The following is a 16,864-nucleotide window of genomic DNA, read 5'->3' on the forward strand; positions in this document are numbered from 1 at the left end:
AAGGAAAGCACTATGCAGCAGATTGATACCTACAAACTCGAAATAATGCCAGGCAAGCTTAGCCTAAGTCAGTTACGTGAAGTGAATCGCCACCCTGTGCATTTATCACTACATGCATCCGCCTATCCTGACATGAACACCAGTGTTGATGCCGTCACTCGTGTGATTGATGAAGACAAAACCGTTTATGGCATCAATACAGGGTTTGGCTTACTCGCCAATACTCGAATTGCGGTTGAAGATTTAGAAACACTTCAGCGCAGTATTGTCTTATCGCACGCGGCAGGCATTGGCGAATTCATGGATGACGCTACTGTTCGCCTGATGATGGTGTTAAAAATTAATAGCCTTGCGCGTGGCTATTCAGGTATTCGTCCACTTGTAGTCGATGCGCTAATACAGCTGGTTAATGCTGGTATTTACCCGTGTATCCCGAAAAAAGGATCAGTGGGTGCATCAGGCGATTTAGCCCCTCTCGCTCACATGAGTACCGTCTTATTAGGTGAAGGTGAAGCCAGAATCAAAGGCGAAGTGGTATCAGGTAAAACGGCACTAGAACATGCAGGGCTAGCACCAATTACCTTAGCGCCGAAAGAAGGTTTAGCGTTATTAAATGGCACTCAAGCATCAACAGCATTTGCGTTAGAAGGCTTATTTGCAGCAGAAGATCTGTTTGCATCCGCCACCGTGTGTGGCGCGATGTCAGTTGAAGCCGCATTAGGCAGCCGTCGTCCATTTGATCCAAGAATCCACCGTGTACGTGGCCACCGCACTCAAATGGATGCCGCTCAGGCCTATCGCCACCTACTCGATACCACCAGCGAAATTGGCCAATCACACCAACAGTGTGAAAAAGTGCAAGATCCTTACTCGCTGCGTTGCCAGCCACAAGTTATGGGAGCGTGCTTACAACAAATTCGCCACTCAGCATCGGTACTGGAAGTGGAAGCAAACTCAGTTTCTGATAATCCCTTAGTCTTTGCCGACGATGATGACATCATCTCTGGCGGTAACTTCCATGCTGAGCCTGTTGCGATGGCGGCGGATAACCTCGCTCTTGCCATTGCAGAAATAGGCAGCTTGTCTGAACGCAGAATGGCCTTACTGATCGACAGTGGCTTAAGTAAATTACCACCGTTTCTCGTCAATAACGGCGGTGTAAACTCTGGCTTTATGATTGCACAAGTCACGTCAGCCGCTTTAGCGAGCGAAAATAAAAGCTTGGCGCACCCAGCATCAGTCGATAGCTTACCCACATCAGCCAATCAGGAAGACCATGTTTCTATGGCGACATTTGCAGCCCGTCGCTTACATGAAATGGCAGCCAATACACGTGGTATTCTCGCCGTTGAGTTATTAGCCGCAGCCCAAGGGATAGACTTCCGTCATCCTCATAAAAGTTCACCTCGTATAGAAGAAGCCAAAGCTGCTCTTCGTGAGCGCGTCAGCTTTTACGATAAAGATCGCTACTTTGCGCCAGATATAGAAAAAGCCAATAGCCTACTGCTAGAAGCACAATACAACGCACTCATGCCAGCGCAGTTATTGCCTAGCGTGTGTAAATAAAATCCATACAAATAATTCATAATAATTTCGCCTATACAGGGGGTGGCTTTACCACCTCCTGCCATCTTTACACGCGTAATTATCACTACGAGTCAGTAACTTGCCAAAAGTTCATCATTAAAGCTCATATCAATAAAAATGCTTTAATATCAAAAGAAGGGCTAAAACCTTGATAAAAGCACGGTTATCAGTTCAATAAATAGTCTAAGATGTTGATGTACTTTATGACTTTCCCGTTCACCATTAGGGGTGTCACCTTTGTTGTCTTGATCGATTTGCCGTGGAGGATGCTATGTGGCAAGCAATTTCTCACCAGCTTTCAGAAATACTTGATCGACCATTTAAGATTCGCGAACATCAGCTGATCGAAGCTGGTGACATTAACCAATGCTATTGCATTAGCGATGGTGATGAACGCTACTTCGTTAAAATGAATGATCGCGACCTGCTGCCGATCTTTGAAACAGAAGCTGAAAGCCTTCGCATGTTAGCGGAATCAAACAGCATAGATGTCCCTAAATATATACATATGGGCGTCTGTCGAGACAAATCATTCCTTATTCTTAATTACCTACCAACAAAATTAATTGATGATAAAGCAGCATTTGTATTAGGCAAAGAACTCGCCAACCTCCACTTGTGGGGGGAGCAAGCCGAGTATGGTTTTGATCTGGATAACTATATCGGACTCACGCCGCAGCCCAATAAATGGCGACGTAAATGGTGTCGTTTCTTTGCTGAACAACGTATTGCGTGGCAATTACAGTTATGCGAAGAGAAAGGCATTAAGTTTGGTAACATAGACACCATCACAGGCAACGTGATTGAACTCTTAGTACAGCATCAACCAAAACCTTCTCTCTTACATGGCGATTTATGGCACGGCAACTCAGCACTCAGTGTCAATGGGCCAATTATTTTTGACCCTGCCGCTTATTGGGGTGATCGGGAGTGTGACATTGCGATGACGGAACTGTTTAACGGTTTCCCAGACAGCTTTTACGAAGGCTATGCGTCGGTATGGCCACTGGATGCCGGTTATCAAGAACGCCGTGATTTATACAACCTTTATCATGTGCTGAATCATTGCAACCTGTTTGGTGGTGATTATCTATTACAAGCAGAGCACATAATTAATAAGCTTGGCTTGACTGACTAATCTCGTCTACATACTCTCACTGCTACCCCATCGCCTGTTTACACAAACAGGCGATGTTTCATTTAGACTAACGAAGAACCCAAACAATGGAATTACAAGCTGCTGTATTCGATATGGATGGCCTACTGGTCGATTCAGAACCCTTCTGGCAACAAGCACAAGTAGAAGTATTTCAAAATCTTGGTGTAAAAATCAGGCAAGAAGACACCTTAGAAACAAAGGGGCTGCGCGTCGATAAAGTGGTTGAGCTTTGGTTCTCTCGTCAACCTTGGCAAGGCCCAAGCTGCGAAGAAGTCACAGCAACATTAGTCACCCGCGTAGAAGAATTAGTGGCAGAACATAAACCTATGATGCCTGGCGTACTAGAAACGCTTGCACACTGTAAGGCACTCAACCTCAAGCTTGCGGTTGCATCCTCTTCGCCGATGCGCCTTATCACCACCACCTTAAAAGCACTCGCGTTAGACGATACATTTGAAGTCATTGTCTCAGCAGAGCACCTACGCTTTGGCAAGCCTCACCCTGAAGTGTATATTAATGCCGCTGACGCCCTAGACGTTGCCCCTGAATACTGTGTTGCATTTGAAGATTCACTCAATGGCGTACTTGCCGCCAAAGCTGCTCGCATGAAAGGCATTGTTGTACCCGAACATGTTGTCGCAGAAGACCCACGCTGGGCCATTGCGGATCATAAACTTTCATCGCTTCACGAAGTAAATCAGCAATTATTAACAATGCTGTAAGTACTTAATCGTCACAGTCTGGTGCAAGGTTTTAACATCTTGCACCAAGATCAAATTTCTTTCCCCTACAACACTCTCCTTTGTTTCACTTCTAACACCTCTTTATATTTTCTAGTTTTAATCTTCCATTGATATGCCAGAAAAAAAATTCACTTTTGCGATCCCGCATCGGAGCAAGCTGCGAATATTCTCAATCAATCAAACTTTATAGTTAATTTTAGGCAGAAAGGATCGCCACCAGCTAGAGTAATAACATCAGGTAAATAATAGATGTAACAGTAGTAGATCGCCTTGCTACTCGCATAGCCAGACGAACTTTCACTAAACGTTATTCGTTCTCTCTTGTTGTTTTCAGCAACTTTTCTTAAACAAGGTGGATAACAATTTTTAGGCTACATAATGTTGCAGAAAAACACACAGTAAAATGCAAAAGCAGCGGATGGTTATGCTGTATATGCCATGGCATATTGAGGAGCGATAAATGAAACAGTATTCTGAACAATCAGCAAATTGCCCACACTGTGGCCATCATATTCATATCACGCTAGATACCAGCGGTGGTAGCCAAGAATTTTATGATGATTGCCCTGCATGCTGTCATGCCATTCATCTCAACATGCAGGTGGATGAGCAACACAAAACCATCAATCTTTTTATTGATGCAGACGACGAGCAGATCTTCTAATCGCTTTTTTGATATGTAAGCAATGCTTGGCGCTTATAGCATATCGCCCAAAGAGAGTGCTTTGGGCGTAGCTTATCTTAATAACAGCGAGTGTTTGAGAGCTGATAGTATTTTACAACAGATAGACGATTAGGCTTTATTCGCCAGTACACGCTCAACAGTATCCACTACAGCTTGTGTTTGTGGATCGACTTCAATGTTAATCATGTCACCCACTTCTCGCCACGCAAGGTTAGTGCGCGCTAATGTTTCAGGAATTAAGTTCACATTAAAAGTGTCTTCAACCACATCACCTATGGTTAAACTAATGCCATCAATACCAATGTAACCTTTGGTAAATACATACTTCATTTGTGCAGCCGGCATACGGAACCACACTTGGCAATTGTTCGGGGACTGGCGAATTTCAGACACAGTCGCCATACACATGATGTGTCCAGACATAGAATGGCCACCAATTTCATCACCAAATTTAGCCGCACGTTCGATATTTACGCGATCACCTTCGTTTAATAGACCTAAATTCGTTACCTTTAACGTTTCTTGCATTAAATCAAAAGAAACCAAATCACCTTCTCGTTTGGTCACGGTTAAGCAACAGCCATTGTGAGCAATAGATGCGCCTAGCTCAATACCTTCCAGCCAGGCTTTATCTAAACGCACAACATGAGTTTGGAACTGCTCTTTTTTGATGATTTCAACAATCGATGCCGTACCTTGCACAATACCTGTAAACATACTTTCCTCAGGAATATTTGTTAAGAAGATAATAGAAACTGCATGATATTCCATACTTACTGTAAAGATAAAGCGTCTAAATTAGCAGCGTAAATTTGCTTTTTTGCAAATTTATCTATTATTCATACATTACAGTTTGAAATATTTATACCAGTTATATTATGCTGCGTCCGAAATGACTACTATGTGTAATTCATGATGTAGCCGCTATATTACTACAAGTTGGATATCTTTATCATGGTGATGCTGAACACCAAAAATCTGGGCTTTCGTATCCAACTAACCCTCTCTATTTTTGTCTTACTGACGGCTGTTCCAATTGGCATAATGTGGTATTCAAGCTCTGAGCAAATTCTACAAAAGAGTGTTCAGCAGTTTTTCCGTCAATCCAACCAAGTCATCACCAACCACCTCGATGATTTTTTTAATGAAGCGCATCTTGTTTACCAGCATCAAATAACAGAGCACCAATCATTACCCCAAACTGTAAATCAACGTGATGAATTACTAAAGCACCTCGCAAATGTACTGGCTCACCATAATAATATTGACTACTTCTATTTCGCTTCTGCGGAAGGCAGCTTGCTGTCCCTTGGCCGCGATGAATTTGGGAATTTTGTCCGAATTGAGTCGGATCATGACAAAGCAGGTTCAACAACCAGCTACAGTACAGATTCTGCTGGAATCGGCATTGAAGTTATCAACACGAGTGCCCATTTCGATCCTCGTACTCGCCAATGGTTTCAACGCGCTTTACATTCGAAAGGGCCTGTGTGGAGCGATATTTACCCTGGTGCCATAGACAATGTATTAGGGGTTAGTCTTGCGAACGCACAATATGATGATCATGGCAATTTCCTTGGTGTATGGGGGCTCGATTTAACGCTATCAACGCTCGAGCATGAACTCCAAAAGAATATTTTAAGCCCAAACAGTCGGATCCTATTGATCAACGATCAAGGATCGATTGTGGCCAGTTCAGATAAACGCTTCCCTGCCCTTATGGAGCTAGATACGCCACTAACTCCTATTCTCAATGTGATTTGGGATAATATCAAAGACACACCACCTAAAAATACAATGAACGTCTCTGAATACCCCATTTTAGGGGGGAATTGGATGACAGCGCATACGAAATATAAACTGGGGGAAAACCGTTACTTAACAATCCTATTTGTTTCCCCTATTTGTGATTTTATTGGTGAGTTCATTACTACAAAATACTACGCAGTATTATTCACTCTCATTTTAATGATAATTGCCATGTATTTTGGCTCACAAGGCACACGCTACATTCTAATACCAATCAATCAGCTACAAGCAACGGTAAAGCGTATAACCTTAGGAAAGTGGAGCTCAAGAACACAACTGGATCGTGAAGATGAACTTGGTGATCTCTCTCGATCATTCGATAACATGGCAGAGCACCTACAAGTGACTATTTGCCAGTTAGAAGAAGAACAAAAAGAAACCACCCGTTTAAATAATTTATTGGCTTACAATAATCAAGAACTCGAACGTAAAGTGTTAGAGCGCACGGCAGAGCTTGAAGATGCAAACAGTAAATTGCAACAATTAGCAAACTTCGACCCATTAACCCAAGTGGCTAACCGTCGTCACTTTTGGCAGCTTTTTGAACAAAAGAATCAACAAAGTGCAGGTTGGCTGCTCATACTTGATATCGATAGCTTCAAAGCGATTAACGACACCTACGGACACCTTGTAGGTGATAGTGTATTGCAAAAGTTCTGTGCTATATGCCAGTCTTGCCTTGGTGCTAACGCATTATTTGGCCGAATTGGTGGTGAAGAGTTTGCTCTTTATGTCACCGACACTGACGCACCTAACATTCAAAGATATGCACAACAGCTATTAACTTGTGTTAGAAACACCCCACTCGTTATTGATGATCATACCATTAAATTTACGACCAGTATTGGGGTTGCTCGTACATCACCAGCTAAAAAAAGTGTGTATGCTGAAGCAGACAGAATGCTATTAAAAGCAAAAGCTTCAGGCAAAGACTGCGTTATCTTTTTACCTGAAACTTCTGCCCATACATAATAGAGTATTACGAGCTTTGTCTTTGGTAGTGCCTTGCTTTAATGCCTAATTTTCATGTGCTCTTTTCACCTCTTCACGAATGGAAAAACGTGAAATAACCACGGAAGTGATTATAATGCACACGCTTTCTGGCATCCTCCAGATGGCACTTGAATTCAGGTATATCCATGCACAAGTACAAACGAGAAACACATCGTTTACTCAAATTAACTATTCCCGTATTGCTTGCCTCTGTTGCACAAACCTCGATGGGATTTATCGATACCGTCATGGCTGGCAGTGTTAGCGCAACTGACATGGCCGCAGTTTCTGTCGCATCCAGTATTTGGCTGCCCTCCATTTTGTTTGGCGTTGGCCTACTCATTGCGCTGGTGCCTATTGTGGCGCAACTTAATGGTTCCGGAAAAAAAGACCGCATTCCCTTTGAAGTACAACACGGCTTTTATTTAGCCTTGCTTGTGTCCATCCCAATCATGCTTATCCTTTATAACGCAGGTAGCTTAATTGATTACATGGATGTAGAACCTGTTCTGGCTGAAAAAACCAATGGCTACATGTTTGCTGTTATGTTTGCCGTACCTGGTTTTTTAATGTTCCAAACTCTCAAAAGTTTTACCGAAGGGTTATCGTTAACCATTCCCGGTATGATCATTGGCTTCATCGGCTTAGCCGCGAACATTCCGCTCAACTGGATTTTTGTTAACGGTGAATTCGGGGCGCCTGCGCTTGGTGGGGTTGGTTGTGGCGTCGCTACAGCAATCGTCTACTGGCTGATGTTTATCGCCATGTTGGTCTACATCAAACTCAATAAACGCCTGCAAAAAGCGAACCTATTCCAGACATGGCATAAGTTAAACATTGCAGCCCTAGCTCGTTTATTTAAAATGGGCTTCCCAGTAGCGGCATCGATGTTCTTTGAAATATCACTGTTTGCTGTTGTTGCAATCATGATAGCCCCTCTTGGTGCTGTCATGGTGGCATCGCATCAGGTCGCTATGAATTTTTCATCATTAGTGTTCATGCTACCAATGAGCTTAGGTGCTGCGGTCAGTATTCGAGTGGGTCATCAACTCGGTGAAGAAAACCTACTTGGCGCTAAAGTCAGCAGTTACTGTGGTTTGGCCTCAGCCTTCGTGATGGCGATATCAACAGCCGTCTTAACCGTGACATTCCGCGAGCAAATCATTGCAATTTATAGTGATAATGCCGAAGTTATCCTGGTTGCAAGTCAATTGCTGTTACTCGCTGCTGTCTATCAATGCACCGATGCGATTCAAATCGTCGCGGCAGGTGCCCTACGCGGTTATAAAGACATGCGCGCCATCTTTATACGTACCTTTATTGCTTACTGGCTAATTGGCTTACCGCTTGGCTACACGCTAGGCATGACACATATCATCACAGAGCCTATGGGGCCACATGGCTTCTGGATCGGTATTATCTTTGGCTTAACCTCATCAGCCATCATGCTTGGTACTCGCTTACGCTGGCTACAACGTCAACCTGAAGCACATCAACTCGAAATGGCAACACGCTAGCTTCGTTTCTATTCGAGCAATAAGATGATTAAGGCGGCTTTATAGCCGCCTTGTTTATTTGCTCTTTTCTTTTTAGAAATCATCAACAGATTGCCAGGATATCATTGGTATTCCCTTTATTTTCAGATACTCTGAATACAGTACGTTAAGGCGTGACAGGGAAAAAAGATGAAGAAAAACAAGAATGATGCAAAGCTACTCAAGAAAGCACTGGAACTTGGTATGGCATTTGCTAAAAAGCAAGGCTATAACGATTTAGAACGTTATGTATCTTCCACTGACAAAGTTGAATGTATTTACCGTTTATTAGTGCAATACAAACAAATTACTCCCCTCGCTGTTGATCAAGAAGACGGCGTTAATATGAAGCACAAATTGGTCCTTTGGATCTCCCGCCTCTTACCGCCCGATCACGAATTACTCAAATAGTGCCAACTCGTCATTAGAAGAATAAATAGCACCGCATCATGAACCGTACTAACCCGCAGTTCATGGTGCGTAGTTTATACTTGAAGTCATAGACAACTTACCGAGATGTCTTCGTGAAGCGAGTTTAAATTACGCTCTGTGATGCACTATCTTTTATAAACACGATCCAGAGAACAGATTCGCATTAATCATAATACGTAAAATATCGCCTTTACTTTCAAACAGTTTAAATGAGTGACTAAATGAAAATCAAAACGGTATTATGCCTGTTATTAACCATGGCTTCTTTTACTAGCTGGGCATCGGAACGAAGCGAGCAAGCGTGGACGCTTATCGAACAAGGTGCATTTTTGGTTGATGTACGTACTCCAGATGAATTTAGCCAAGGCCACCTAACAGGCTCAACCAACTCCCCCTTGAGCACTGTCGACACCGCTTTTGCCGGCGTAGATAAAGAAATGCCCATTGTTGTGTATTGCCGTAGTGGTAATCGCTCTGGTAAAGCGATGGATTACTTAAAAAATGCAGGCTTTACTCAGGTGCATAATGGTGGTGGATTAGAAGAGATGCAGTCCTCTCAACCTAAATAACACGGTGCCCCTTGCATTATTAAAACAGATATAGGCAATGTACCTATCAAGGAATGTAATGCTTCACCGATCAGCGGAGCTGTAATTTACGTTCAACTAGCATAAGTTGCTTATACTTTTTAGATGAACAATGCCTCCGCTTTCGATCTCCTATTTAGCCACTCTTGCTGTCGGTACGCTTATCTTGCTTCGCGTATGATTGTTTTGGCTCTATCTGCTAGCTTAGTCCTAACAGGATGCGACAACAGTAGCGAATACCACTTCAATGACTATCATCAACGTCTAGCCAACGTATTGGATATCGACCCAATACCTTTTCATCCCCTGGAGGATTTGCCTAACTTTCCTTCGACACGCGATTTATATATACCAATAGACGACATACGTATCGGGTTACTTGATGCGTATGAACTGCGTCGCTGTGGTTTATTTCAGCTTATTGCCGACAGGAACTCCAGCCTAGGAAAAGTCCAAGACAAAACTCGCCAACTCAGGTATGAATTGCTGCTGTTAAACGGGCTAGAAAAATGCCTGACACACATCATACCAACAAGCCGTGATAACCCCATCAGCCAGTCTTTAATTGAGGAACTCACACCAATAAAGCAAAAAAAACAGCAACAGCTCGGTGCAGCTATATGGAATATGCTTGTAACAGGCAAAGAGTGGCGGCAACAATTCGTGCTTTATCCGCATACTTTTACCATCGACAACCTTGCAGGCTTCACAGCAAATCTTGCAGCAATGGAGGATATATCAAGGTTATTAGTTTATGCACAACAAGGCCTGAACAGCCTAAAAAACGACACACCGACTGAAATTGTATTACATGACATCGACAGCGAACTCGCTGATAGGTTACTCACACACCAACAAAAAATTCATCGTAGCCGTTATTTTGGCCAACTGTTTTATTCTCTGGCCAATGCAACCCAATGGCTTAACAGCACGACACAATTATTAAGTCAGCAAGAAAGTCAAATCCCGTGTGGAAAGCAGAGAAACCAGCAACAAGCTGAATACCTAAGAAATGTGTTCTACCGCTATTACAGGCCTCAGATCCAACCATATCTGGCCGAGCTAGACTCTCAATACCGCCAGGTTCAGCCAATTTTACAGCGGATATTTGCACAATCACCGTACCAAGATCCCGACCTCATTGCCTACAAGGAAACTTTTATTGATGGCAAAGCACATCAGTATTTCCGAAAAGCTGTCATGGATCACACAAAATTTTGGCAACGCACCTTTCAGCGCTGTCAATTTAGAGTTGGAATATAAGAATTAATCCAAACACTTAGCATATCAGAGCAGCAAACCGTATGTTTGATAACCAAACGAACAAAGAAAGCAAAAAAAGAGAAGCTAAACACTTGCACGCTTTGTAGCGAGTCGCTAATATCTTTTGCGTTCGGTTGTAATCGCTTATTTAAAGCGTCAGCCTTAGATGCTCGCTTAGCTCAGTTGGTTAGAGTACTTGCATGACATGCAAGGTGTCACTGGTTCGAGTCCAGTAGCGAGCACCATATTTCGATAACACGTACTACGGGTTATCACACTGTACAATTTGCTCGCTTAGCTCAGTTGGTTAGAGTACTTGCATGACATGCAAGGTGTCACTGGTTCGAGTCCAGTAGCGAGCACCATATTTCGATAACACGTACTACGGGTTATCACACTGTACAATTTGCTCGCTTAGCTCAGTTGGTTAGAGTACTTGCATGACATGCAAGGTGTCACTGGTTCGAGTCCAGTAGCGAGCACCATATTTTGATAGCACGTACTACGGGTTATCACGCTGTACAATTTGCTCGCTTAGCTCAGTTGGTTAGAGTACTTGCATGACATGCAAGGTGTCACTGGTTCGAGTCCAGTAGCGAGCACCATCTAATTAAGCCTGCTTTTTAGCAGGCTTTTTTTCATTCTGACGTTCTATTTTAGTTCTTTCAAGACAGTGATCTTTTCATCAGTATCCGCTTATGCTTCCGTTCCTGTTCAGAATCTAACCAGCCAAAAAGCATCAAGAACATTTAGACTTTAAACCCACCCTCCGCTCCTTTACTATGCGTTCATAAATAGCACCTAGGGTTAAAACGAATGCAAAAAGTAAAACTGACAGCAAATCCTCAGATTGCAGTCATCTTCAAAGGTTGGTCTGATGATTGGGCAAAAGAAAGCCAAGCGGATCAAAAAGACATGGCAACCAAATTTCATACCGTTTACAAGATAGCTGCAAATGCATTTGAAAACGGCGAAGAAGTTGAGCTTACTTTTGTTTCAGCCTTATTTAGCGACTGTAAACAAAAAGCAGAAATGGCAGCAGCAATGAATGAAAAAGTCAAAGCGAGTCTGCAAAGTGACGATGAACGTGCCCAACGTATCATTGCTAAAGTAAATACAGCAGCTCAAGATGCCGCTTACGTTGTTAACTACTTAAACAATGTTTTACTGCAATCCGCGTAACCTGCTCTAATATCAAACCCGCGCATCTAAACCCGAGCTTTTCTCGGGTTTACTATCCTTACCGCCAGCCTCATTCATCCCTCACTTACCGTGTTTCCCGCTATAATTTTTAATCAATACATTAACCAAGCTAGTGTCAATATGAACACGAAAAGCCAATAAGCACTTAGTTTTACATTCTGATTTGTTCGCCTTCCTCTATATTTTCTTCTGAAATCTATCATCTACCGAAAACGTTATCGTTTTTGTGAATTTTTTAACTCATTTATTGTGTTCGGCAATGCAAACCAACACTTCTAATGTCACAAACTTGCTCTCACATCTGGCATGTCAAACGACATATATCACAAAATCAATTAACTGCAATTGAATGATAACGAATCAAAATGTGAGAATTAAAACACAGCACAAATCAAATGTTACTTAAATAACATACATAAGGTCGAGTAATGGACATTAAAACGGCTAACAAAACAGCACTAGCAGTGTGTATATCTACCCTTCTCGCTTCTACTAGCCTACAAGCAGCAACCATTTACCAAAACGAAAACGGCGACAACTTAAAGCTTTATGGCGAGGTTGGCGTTGGTGGTCACTTTGGTGCAAAGTTTGAGTACGGTGAGTTTTACAAAGACCAAACTTACATCGATGACTCCTTTGCAACTTTGGGTGTAAAAGGCAAAAACGGCCAATTAGTCTACCGCTTGGAATTAGACTTTGAGCGTGAAAACTGGAAGTATGGCTCTGGTGATATGGTGCTTAGCATCGATAAAATGTTCATTGGCTACGCCCTTAACGACTACCACTATGTTGAGTTTGGTTTAACCGATACGGCATTTGATGATTACGACAAATGGGGTGACTTCACATTCGATACCACAGTTGAAACAGGTGAAGCTGGCGACCAAGACGCAACGGTTAAATATGAAGGTACTTATGGCAGCTTCAAGCTAGGTACGTCATACAGTTACAACGCTAAATCTTCTTCAGGCTCTCATCTTGGCGATGTTGTTAACGGTTACTTCGGCTACTTTGGCAGTCGTTTTTCAGCTGTTGTAGGCCTTGAGGGGCGCGGTGGTGCACAAGGTGAATCTAAGTACGGTAAGCAAAAACTTGCAGGCCTTGGTATGCGCTTCGCTGTTACCGATAACTTCCACCTTGGCTTTAATGGCTACCTTGAAGACGAAGATATTGCTCAAACCAAAATCCCTACCGATATCACGGATCCAAACAACAGCGTTCACCTCTATAACGACTATCAGACCCTTTACCGTAGAGGTGCATTGATCTCAGGTAAATACGAATTCACACCACAATGGGAAATGACAGGCTCTGCCAACTACGAAGCCTATGAAGAGTGGGATAAAGACAGCGAGTTTTGGGATACCAAAGAGCACAGCTGGGGTTCAAGCCGCACATGGGGCACGCTGGGCGTGAACTTCAAACCAACGTCATCATCAATCATTGCGCTTGAAGCCAATGCTGGCGATGCAGCACAAGATGTGTACGCCTACACGCGTATTTACTTCTAATCACACTGTTTAAAAAGAATTTAGGGATTGAAGGACACCCCATCATGAATAAAAAAGTCACCTTACTTTCCGCTGCTATCGCATCCATATTAGCAGCACCAGCAATGGCTGGTATTAACGATATTATTATTTCTGAGTACGTTGAAGGCACTAGCTACAACAAAGCAGTCGAGCTAACCAATACAGGAACCGACGACGTAACTATTCCATCAAATATTGAACTGTCACGCCAAAACAACGGCACCAGCACCTGGTATACAGTTCAAAATGCAGCAAAAGATTCTGTCATCGAAGGTATCACTATACCTGCCGGCAAATCTGTTGTTCTCCACCATCCAAAGCCAAGTGATAAAGATACGAATCTACTTGATGCTATTGCAGCCAATGTCAGCAAGCACGGTGCGATTGCATTACCTACAAACACTTATGCGCATACCGGCAACGATGTTCTAGCACTGCGTGATATAACGGATAAAGAAAATCCGAAAATTTTAGACATCATTGGTGTATTAGATACAAAAGATGATTGGGGAAAAGATGTTACTTTAGTTCGCTACCAAGATGCTGAAGCCCCGAAAACCACTTACGATGAAAAAGATTGGGAATTCAAACCTACAAACACCTTCGATGGTTTAGGCAACCCGGCTCTTGCTACACGCGAACCCGCACCGACACCATGTAGCGATGCTGCAGGTACCCACAGCTATAAAAGCATTGGTCAGGTGCAAGGTAATGGCTACAAATCACCACTCATCAGCTCTGGCTACATCAGTGATGATGAGTACCTAGTTCAAGGTATCGTTAGCGCCGTTTCAACTAGCTATAACAAAGGTTTTTTCTTATACAAGTCTGATGGTGATGAATTAACCTCTGATGGCGTTTTTGTTAAAACTAACGGCCAAGTCAACGAAGATATGGTTGGTCAAGAGGTCTGCGTTAAAGGTTTCGTAGAAGAAAAATATGGTCAGACTCAAGTTCTCGCAACGGATGACAAGTGGGAAACAATTAGCACTGGTGGCTCAAAACCAGCCGCTGTAGATCTTAAGCGCATTCCATCTGACGGCCAATACTTCAGCAAAACACTAGAGCGCTATGAAGGCATGTTAGTGCGCTTAACAGACAACATGGATGAAAGCACCAAAGAAAACGAGACCATGCGTGTTTCTCGTACTTTCAGCTTTGACTTTGACAGCTATCGTAACAACATGGTGTTATCGTACAAACGCCCTAACATGCAGCCAAACCAAGAACATGTCGCTGGCAGTGAGGGCTCTATTGCCCAACATAAGCAAAACAATGACTACCGCTTATATGTAGATACAGACAAAAGCGCATCCAATGGTCATATCCCGTACTACCCTGATTTCAACAGCAAGCCAGACAAAAACTACATCCGTATAAACGACAGTATCACTGGCTTAGAAGGCGTACTTGTCTACGCCCACAGTAACTACCGTTTACTGGCGACCAATACAATCACCAGCAAAAACATTACTCACAATACTGATCGTAAATCCAAGCCTGAGCTGAATGATTCAACCGAATCTGACAAGTTTGCTATTCGCTTTGCGACTCAGAACGTATTGAACTACTTCAACTCGCCATTTGGTGGTGCAAGTAACCAACATGGTGACAACCGTGGTGCAGATAGCGAGTTAGAGTTCCAGCAACAACAAGCTAAAATTGTAAAAGCCATTATTGGCTTAGATGCTGATGTTGTTGGCTTAATGGAAATTGAAAATAATGGTTTTGGTAACTACAGTGCGATCACTGAATTAGTAAAAGCCATTAATGACAACTATTACAAAGAAAACTATTCAGACCGCAATAAGAGTGAATCAATTCACAACAAATACGTCTTCGTAGGCTTCGATTCAGATGGCAATACCGTGCTGGATGAGTTTGATTCTGTTGGTTCAGATGCTATAACTTCTGGCCTACTATACCGTCCAAGTAAAGTCTCGCTAGAGCAAGCGAAAATCATCCCTATGCCTTCGCAGCAAGCACCAATGATCACTTATGAAGATGGTAGCGCGATTACAGGTAAAAAAGGTGAAGTTCGTGAAAACGGTAAGAACTACCAGCGCGATACTATTGCCGCTACTTTCCGTATCCACAACACAGGTAAAAAAGTCACTGTATCAGTCAACCACCTGAAATCGAAAGGCTCTACCTGTTGGGAAGATTGGCAAGGCTGGGAAACTTGGGAGAAGTTTGACCCTAAATATGATGATGTTAAGAGCAATCAAGACTTCCAAGGTTCATGTGAAAACTTCCGTGTTGCCGCTGCAGAACAACTCGGTAAAGAAATGGCAAAAATCGGTGGTGATCGCATCATCATGGGTGACATGAACTCTTACGCGCATGAAGACCCTATGCTAGTGCTAACCTCTAACCCAACAGGTAAAACACTGAAAGCTGCTCGCGATACCTTCATCGGTAAACGCCCTCAATTTGGTGAAAATGGCGCTACCATCACTGATAGTTACGGTTATATTAATGCTGTTAGCCTGAAAGATGCTGAAAATAACAAGATGAGCTGGAGCTACTCTTACAACGATGAGATCGGTTCACTTGACCACGTTCTTATCTCACCATCCCTTAAGAAGCACCTACTAGATGCAACAGACTGGCACATCAATGCTGCTGAATCGACACTGTATGATTACAACCAAGGCCGTAAAGGCTTAAGCAGTAAAGATGAAAAAACAACGCCGCATAACTTCTATGCTGAAACGCCTTACCGTTCATCTGACCATGACTCTGCAATCATGGCACTAGGTTACGGCTACGGTGAAAGTGACGGTGCGCCTGTACTGCTTGCAACGAAGAGCGGTCGTATGGATGTTCCTTACGCCATTAACACTGACAAAGCACTTACAGGTGATATCGCTGAAATCTCATTCTCTCCAGAACCAGAAGACATGAGCAAAGTTGCACTACCTACAATGAAGTTGAGCAAAAATGGCAAACAACTTGTAGAGTTTGACGTTAGTGGTATTGAACCAGGTAACTACACTGTAACCATGAAGCTAGTACGCCCAAGTACACAAAAAGCTTCAACAGCAACAACCGTGGCTGGCTCAGAAGTGAGCATGCAAGTTGAAGTGGCTAAACGTGACTCAACGAAGCCAAAAGTAGTTATTCCACCATACGATGGTAGCGGCGGTTCATTTGGCATCTTTGGCCTACTGTCACTATTGGGCTTAGGTTTCTTACGTAAAACTAAAAAGTAATTAAGCAATAAACGATTTAGTCGATATACGTTAAAGAAATAATCAAAGAGGTTTAGCTTATGGCTAAGCCTCTTTTTTTGTCACTCCCCTCGCTATACTCTGTATATTCATTTTTTACAGA

The 16,864-nt window shown here is 42.9% G+C and carries 13 protein-coding genes and 4 tRNA genes; 16 read left to right on the forward strand and 1 reads right to left on the reverse strand.

Features of this window, described 5'->3' with window-relative positions:
• Positions 1-12 precede the first annotated feature (12 nt).
• The 4 genes from hutH to L4C35_RS02340 all read left to right on the forward strand — a co-directional run bounded on the left by hutH (position 13) and on the right by L4C35_RS02340 (position 4,153).
• Positions 13-1,566 (forward strand): histidine ammonia-lyase, encoded by a 1,554-nt coding sequence (gene hutH / locus L4C35_RS02325; protein WP_428461363.1) that lies wholly within the window; start codon positions 13-15, stop codon positions 1,564-1,566.
• A 292-nt stretch (positions 1,567-1,858) separates the two neighbouring features.
• Positions 1,859-2,725: a fructosamine kinase family protein gene (locus L4C35_RS02330; RefSeq protein WP_428461364.1), complete on the forward strand. Its 867-nt coding sequence runs from the start codon at positions 1,859-1,861 to the stop codon at positions 2,723-2,725.
• 86 nt (positions 2,726-2,811) lie between these two features.
• Complete coding sequence (gene hxpB, locus L4C35_RS02335; RefSeq protein WP_428461365.1) at positions 2,812-3,468, forward strand: hexitol phosphatase HxpB; 657 nt, start codon at positions 2,812-2,814, stop codon at positions 3,466-3,468.
• A gap of 481 nt (positions 3,469-3,949) precedes the next feature.
• Positions 3,950-4,153 (forward strand): CPXCG motif-containing cysteine-rich protein, encoded by a 204-nt coding sequence (locus tag L4C35_RS02340; protein ID WP_428461366.1) that lies wholly within the window; start codon positions 3,950-3,952, stop codon positions 4,151-4,153.
• Between the two features lie 129 nt (positions 4,154-4,282).
• Here L4C35_RS02340 and L4C35_RS02345 read toward each other — a convergent pair whose 3' ends face one another.
• Positions 4,283-4,891 (reverse strand): riboflavin synthase subunit alpha, encoded by a 609-nt coding sequence (locus L4C35_RS02345; protein ID WP_428461554.1) that lies wholly within the window; start codon positions 4,889-4,891, stop codon positions 4,283-4,285.
• A 237-nt stretch (positions 4,892-5,128) separates the two neighbouring features.
• Between L4C35_RS02345 and L4C35_RS02350 the strand changes: the two genes are divergently transcribed.
• From L4C35_RS02350 to L4C35_RS02405, 12 genes are all read left to right on the forward strand, one after another.
• Positions 5,129-6,955 (forward strand): sensor domain-containing diguanylate cyclase, encoded by a 1,827-nt coding sequence (locus L4C35_RS02350; RefSeq protein WP_428461367.1) that lies wholly within the window; start codon positions 5,129-5,131, stop codon positions 6,953-6,955.
• A 167-nt stretch (positions 6,956-7,122) separates the two neighbouring features.
• Positions 7,123-8,493 carry an MATE family efflux transporter gene (locus L4C35_RS02355; RefSeq protein ID WP_428461368.1) on the forward strand — a complete coding sequence of 457 codons (1,371 nt, stop codon included), beginning with the start codon at positions 7,123-7,125 and terminating at the stop codon, positions 8,491-8,493.
• Between the two features lie 168 nt (positions 8,494-8,661).
• Positions 8,662-8,922, forward strand: coding sequence for a DUF5062 family protein (locus tag L4C35_RS02360; protein ID WP_428461369.1), 261 nt, complete (start codon positions 8,662-8,664; stop codon positions 8,920-8,922).
• A 242-nt stretch (positions 8,923-9,164) separates the two neighbouring features.
• On the forward strand, positions 9,165-9,512 hold the full coding sequence (locus L4C35_RS02365; protein WP_428461370.1) for a rhodanese-like domain-containing protein: 348 nt from the start codon (positions 9,165-9,167) through the stop codon (positions 9,510-9,512).
• A 195-nt stretch (positions 9,513-9,707) separates the two neighbouring features.
• A complete protein-coding gene (locus tag L4C35_RS02370) occupies positions 9,708-10,793 on the forward strand; it encodes a DUF3080 domain-containing protein (RefSeq protein ID WP_428461371.1) in 1,086 nt (361 codons plus the stop codon).
• 168 nt (positions 10,794-10,961) lie between these two features.
• A tRNA-Val gene (locus tag L4C35_RS02375) sits at positions 10,962-11,038 on the forward strand.
• A 43-nt stretch (positions 11,039-11,081) separates the two neighbouring features.
• Positions 11,082-11,158, forward strand: a tRNA-Val gene (locus tag L4C35_RS02380).
• Positions 11,159-11,201: 43 nt separating this feature from the next.
• A tRNA-Val gene (locus L4C35_RS02385) sits at positions 11,202-11,278 on the forward strand.
• Positions 11,279-11,321: 43 nt separating this feature from the next.
• Positions 11,322-11,398 (forward strand) — tRNA-Val (locus tag L4C35_RS02390).
• A gap of 211 nt (positions 11,399-11,609) precedes the next feature.
• Entirely contained in the window at positions 11,610-11,975 is a 366-nt protein-coding gene (locus L4C35_RS02395) for a hypothetical protein (RefSeq protein ID WP_428461372.1), read from the forward strand.
• 449 nt (positions 11,976-12,424) lie between these two features.
• Positions 12,425-13,507 (forward strand): porin, encoded by a 1,083-nt coding sequence (locus L4C35_RS02400; RefSeq protein WP_428461373.1) that lies wholly within the window; start codon positions 12,425-12,427, stop codon positions 13,505-13,507.
• Positions 13,508-13,551: 44 nt separating this feature from the next.
• Entirely contained in the window at positions 13,552-16,743 is a 3,192-nt protein-coding gene (locus tag L4C35_RS02405; protein WP_428461374.1) for an ExeM/NucH family extracellular endonuclease, read from the forward strand.
• Positions 16,744-16,864: the final 121 nt, after the last annotated feature.

The organism is Photobacterium kagoshimensis, assembly GCF_050337045.1.
Lineage (GTDB): Bacteria > Pseudomonadota > Gammaproteobacteria > Enterobacterales > Vibrionaceae > Photobacterium > Photobacterium kagoshimensis.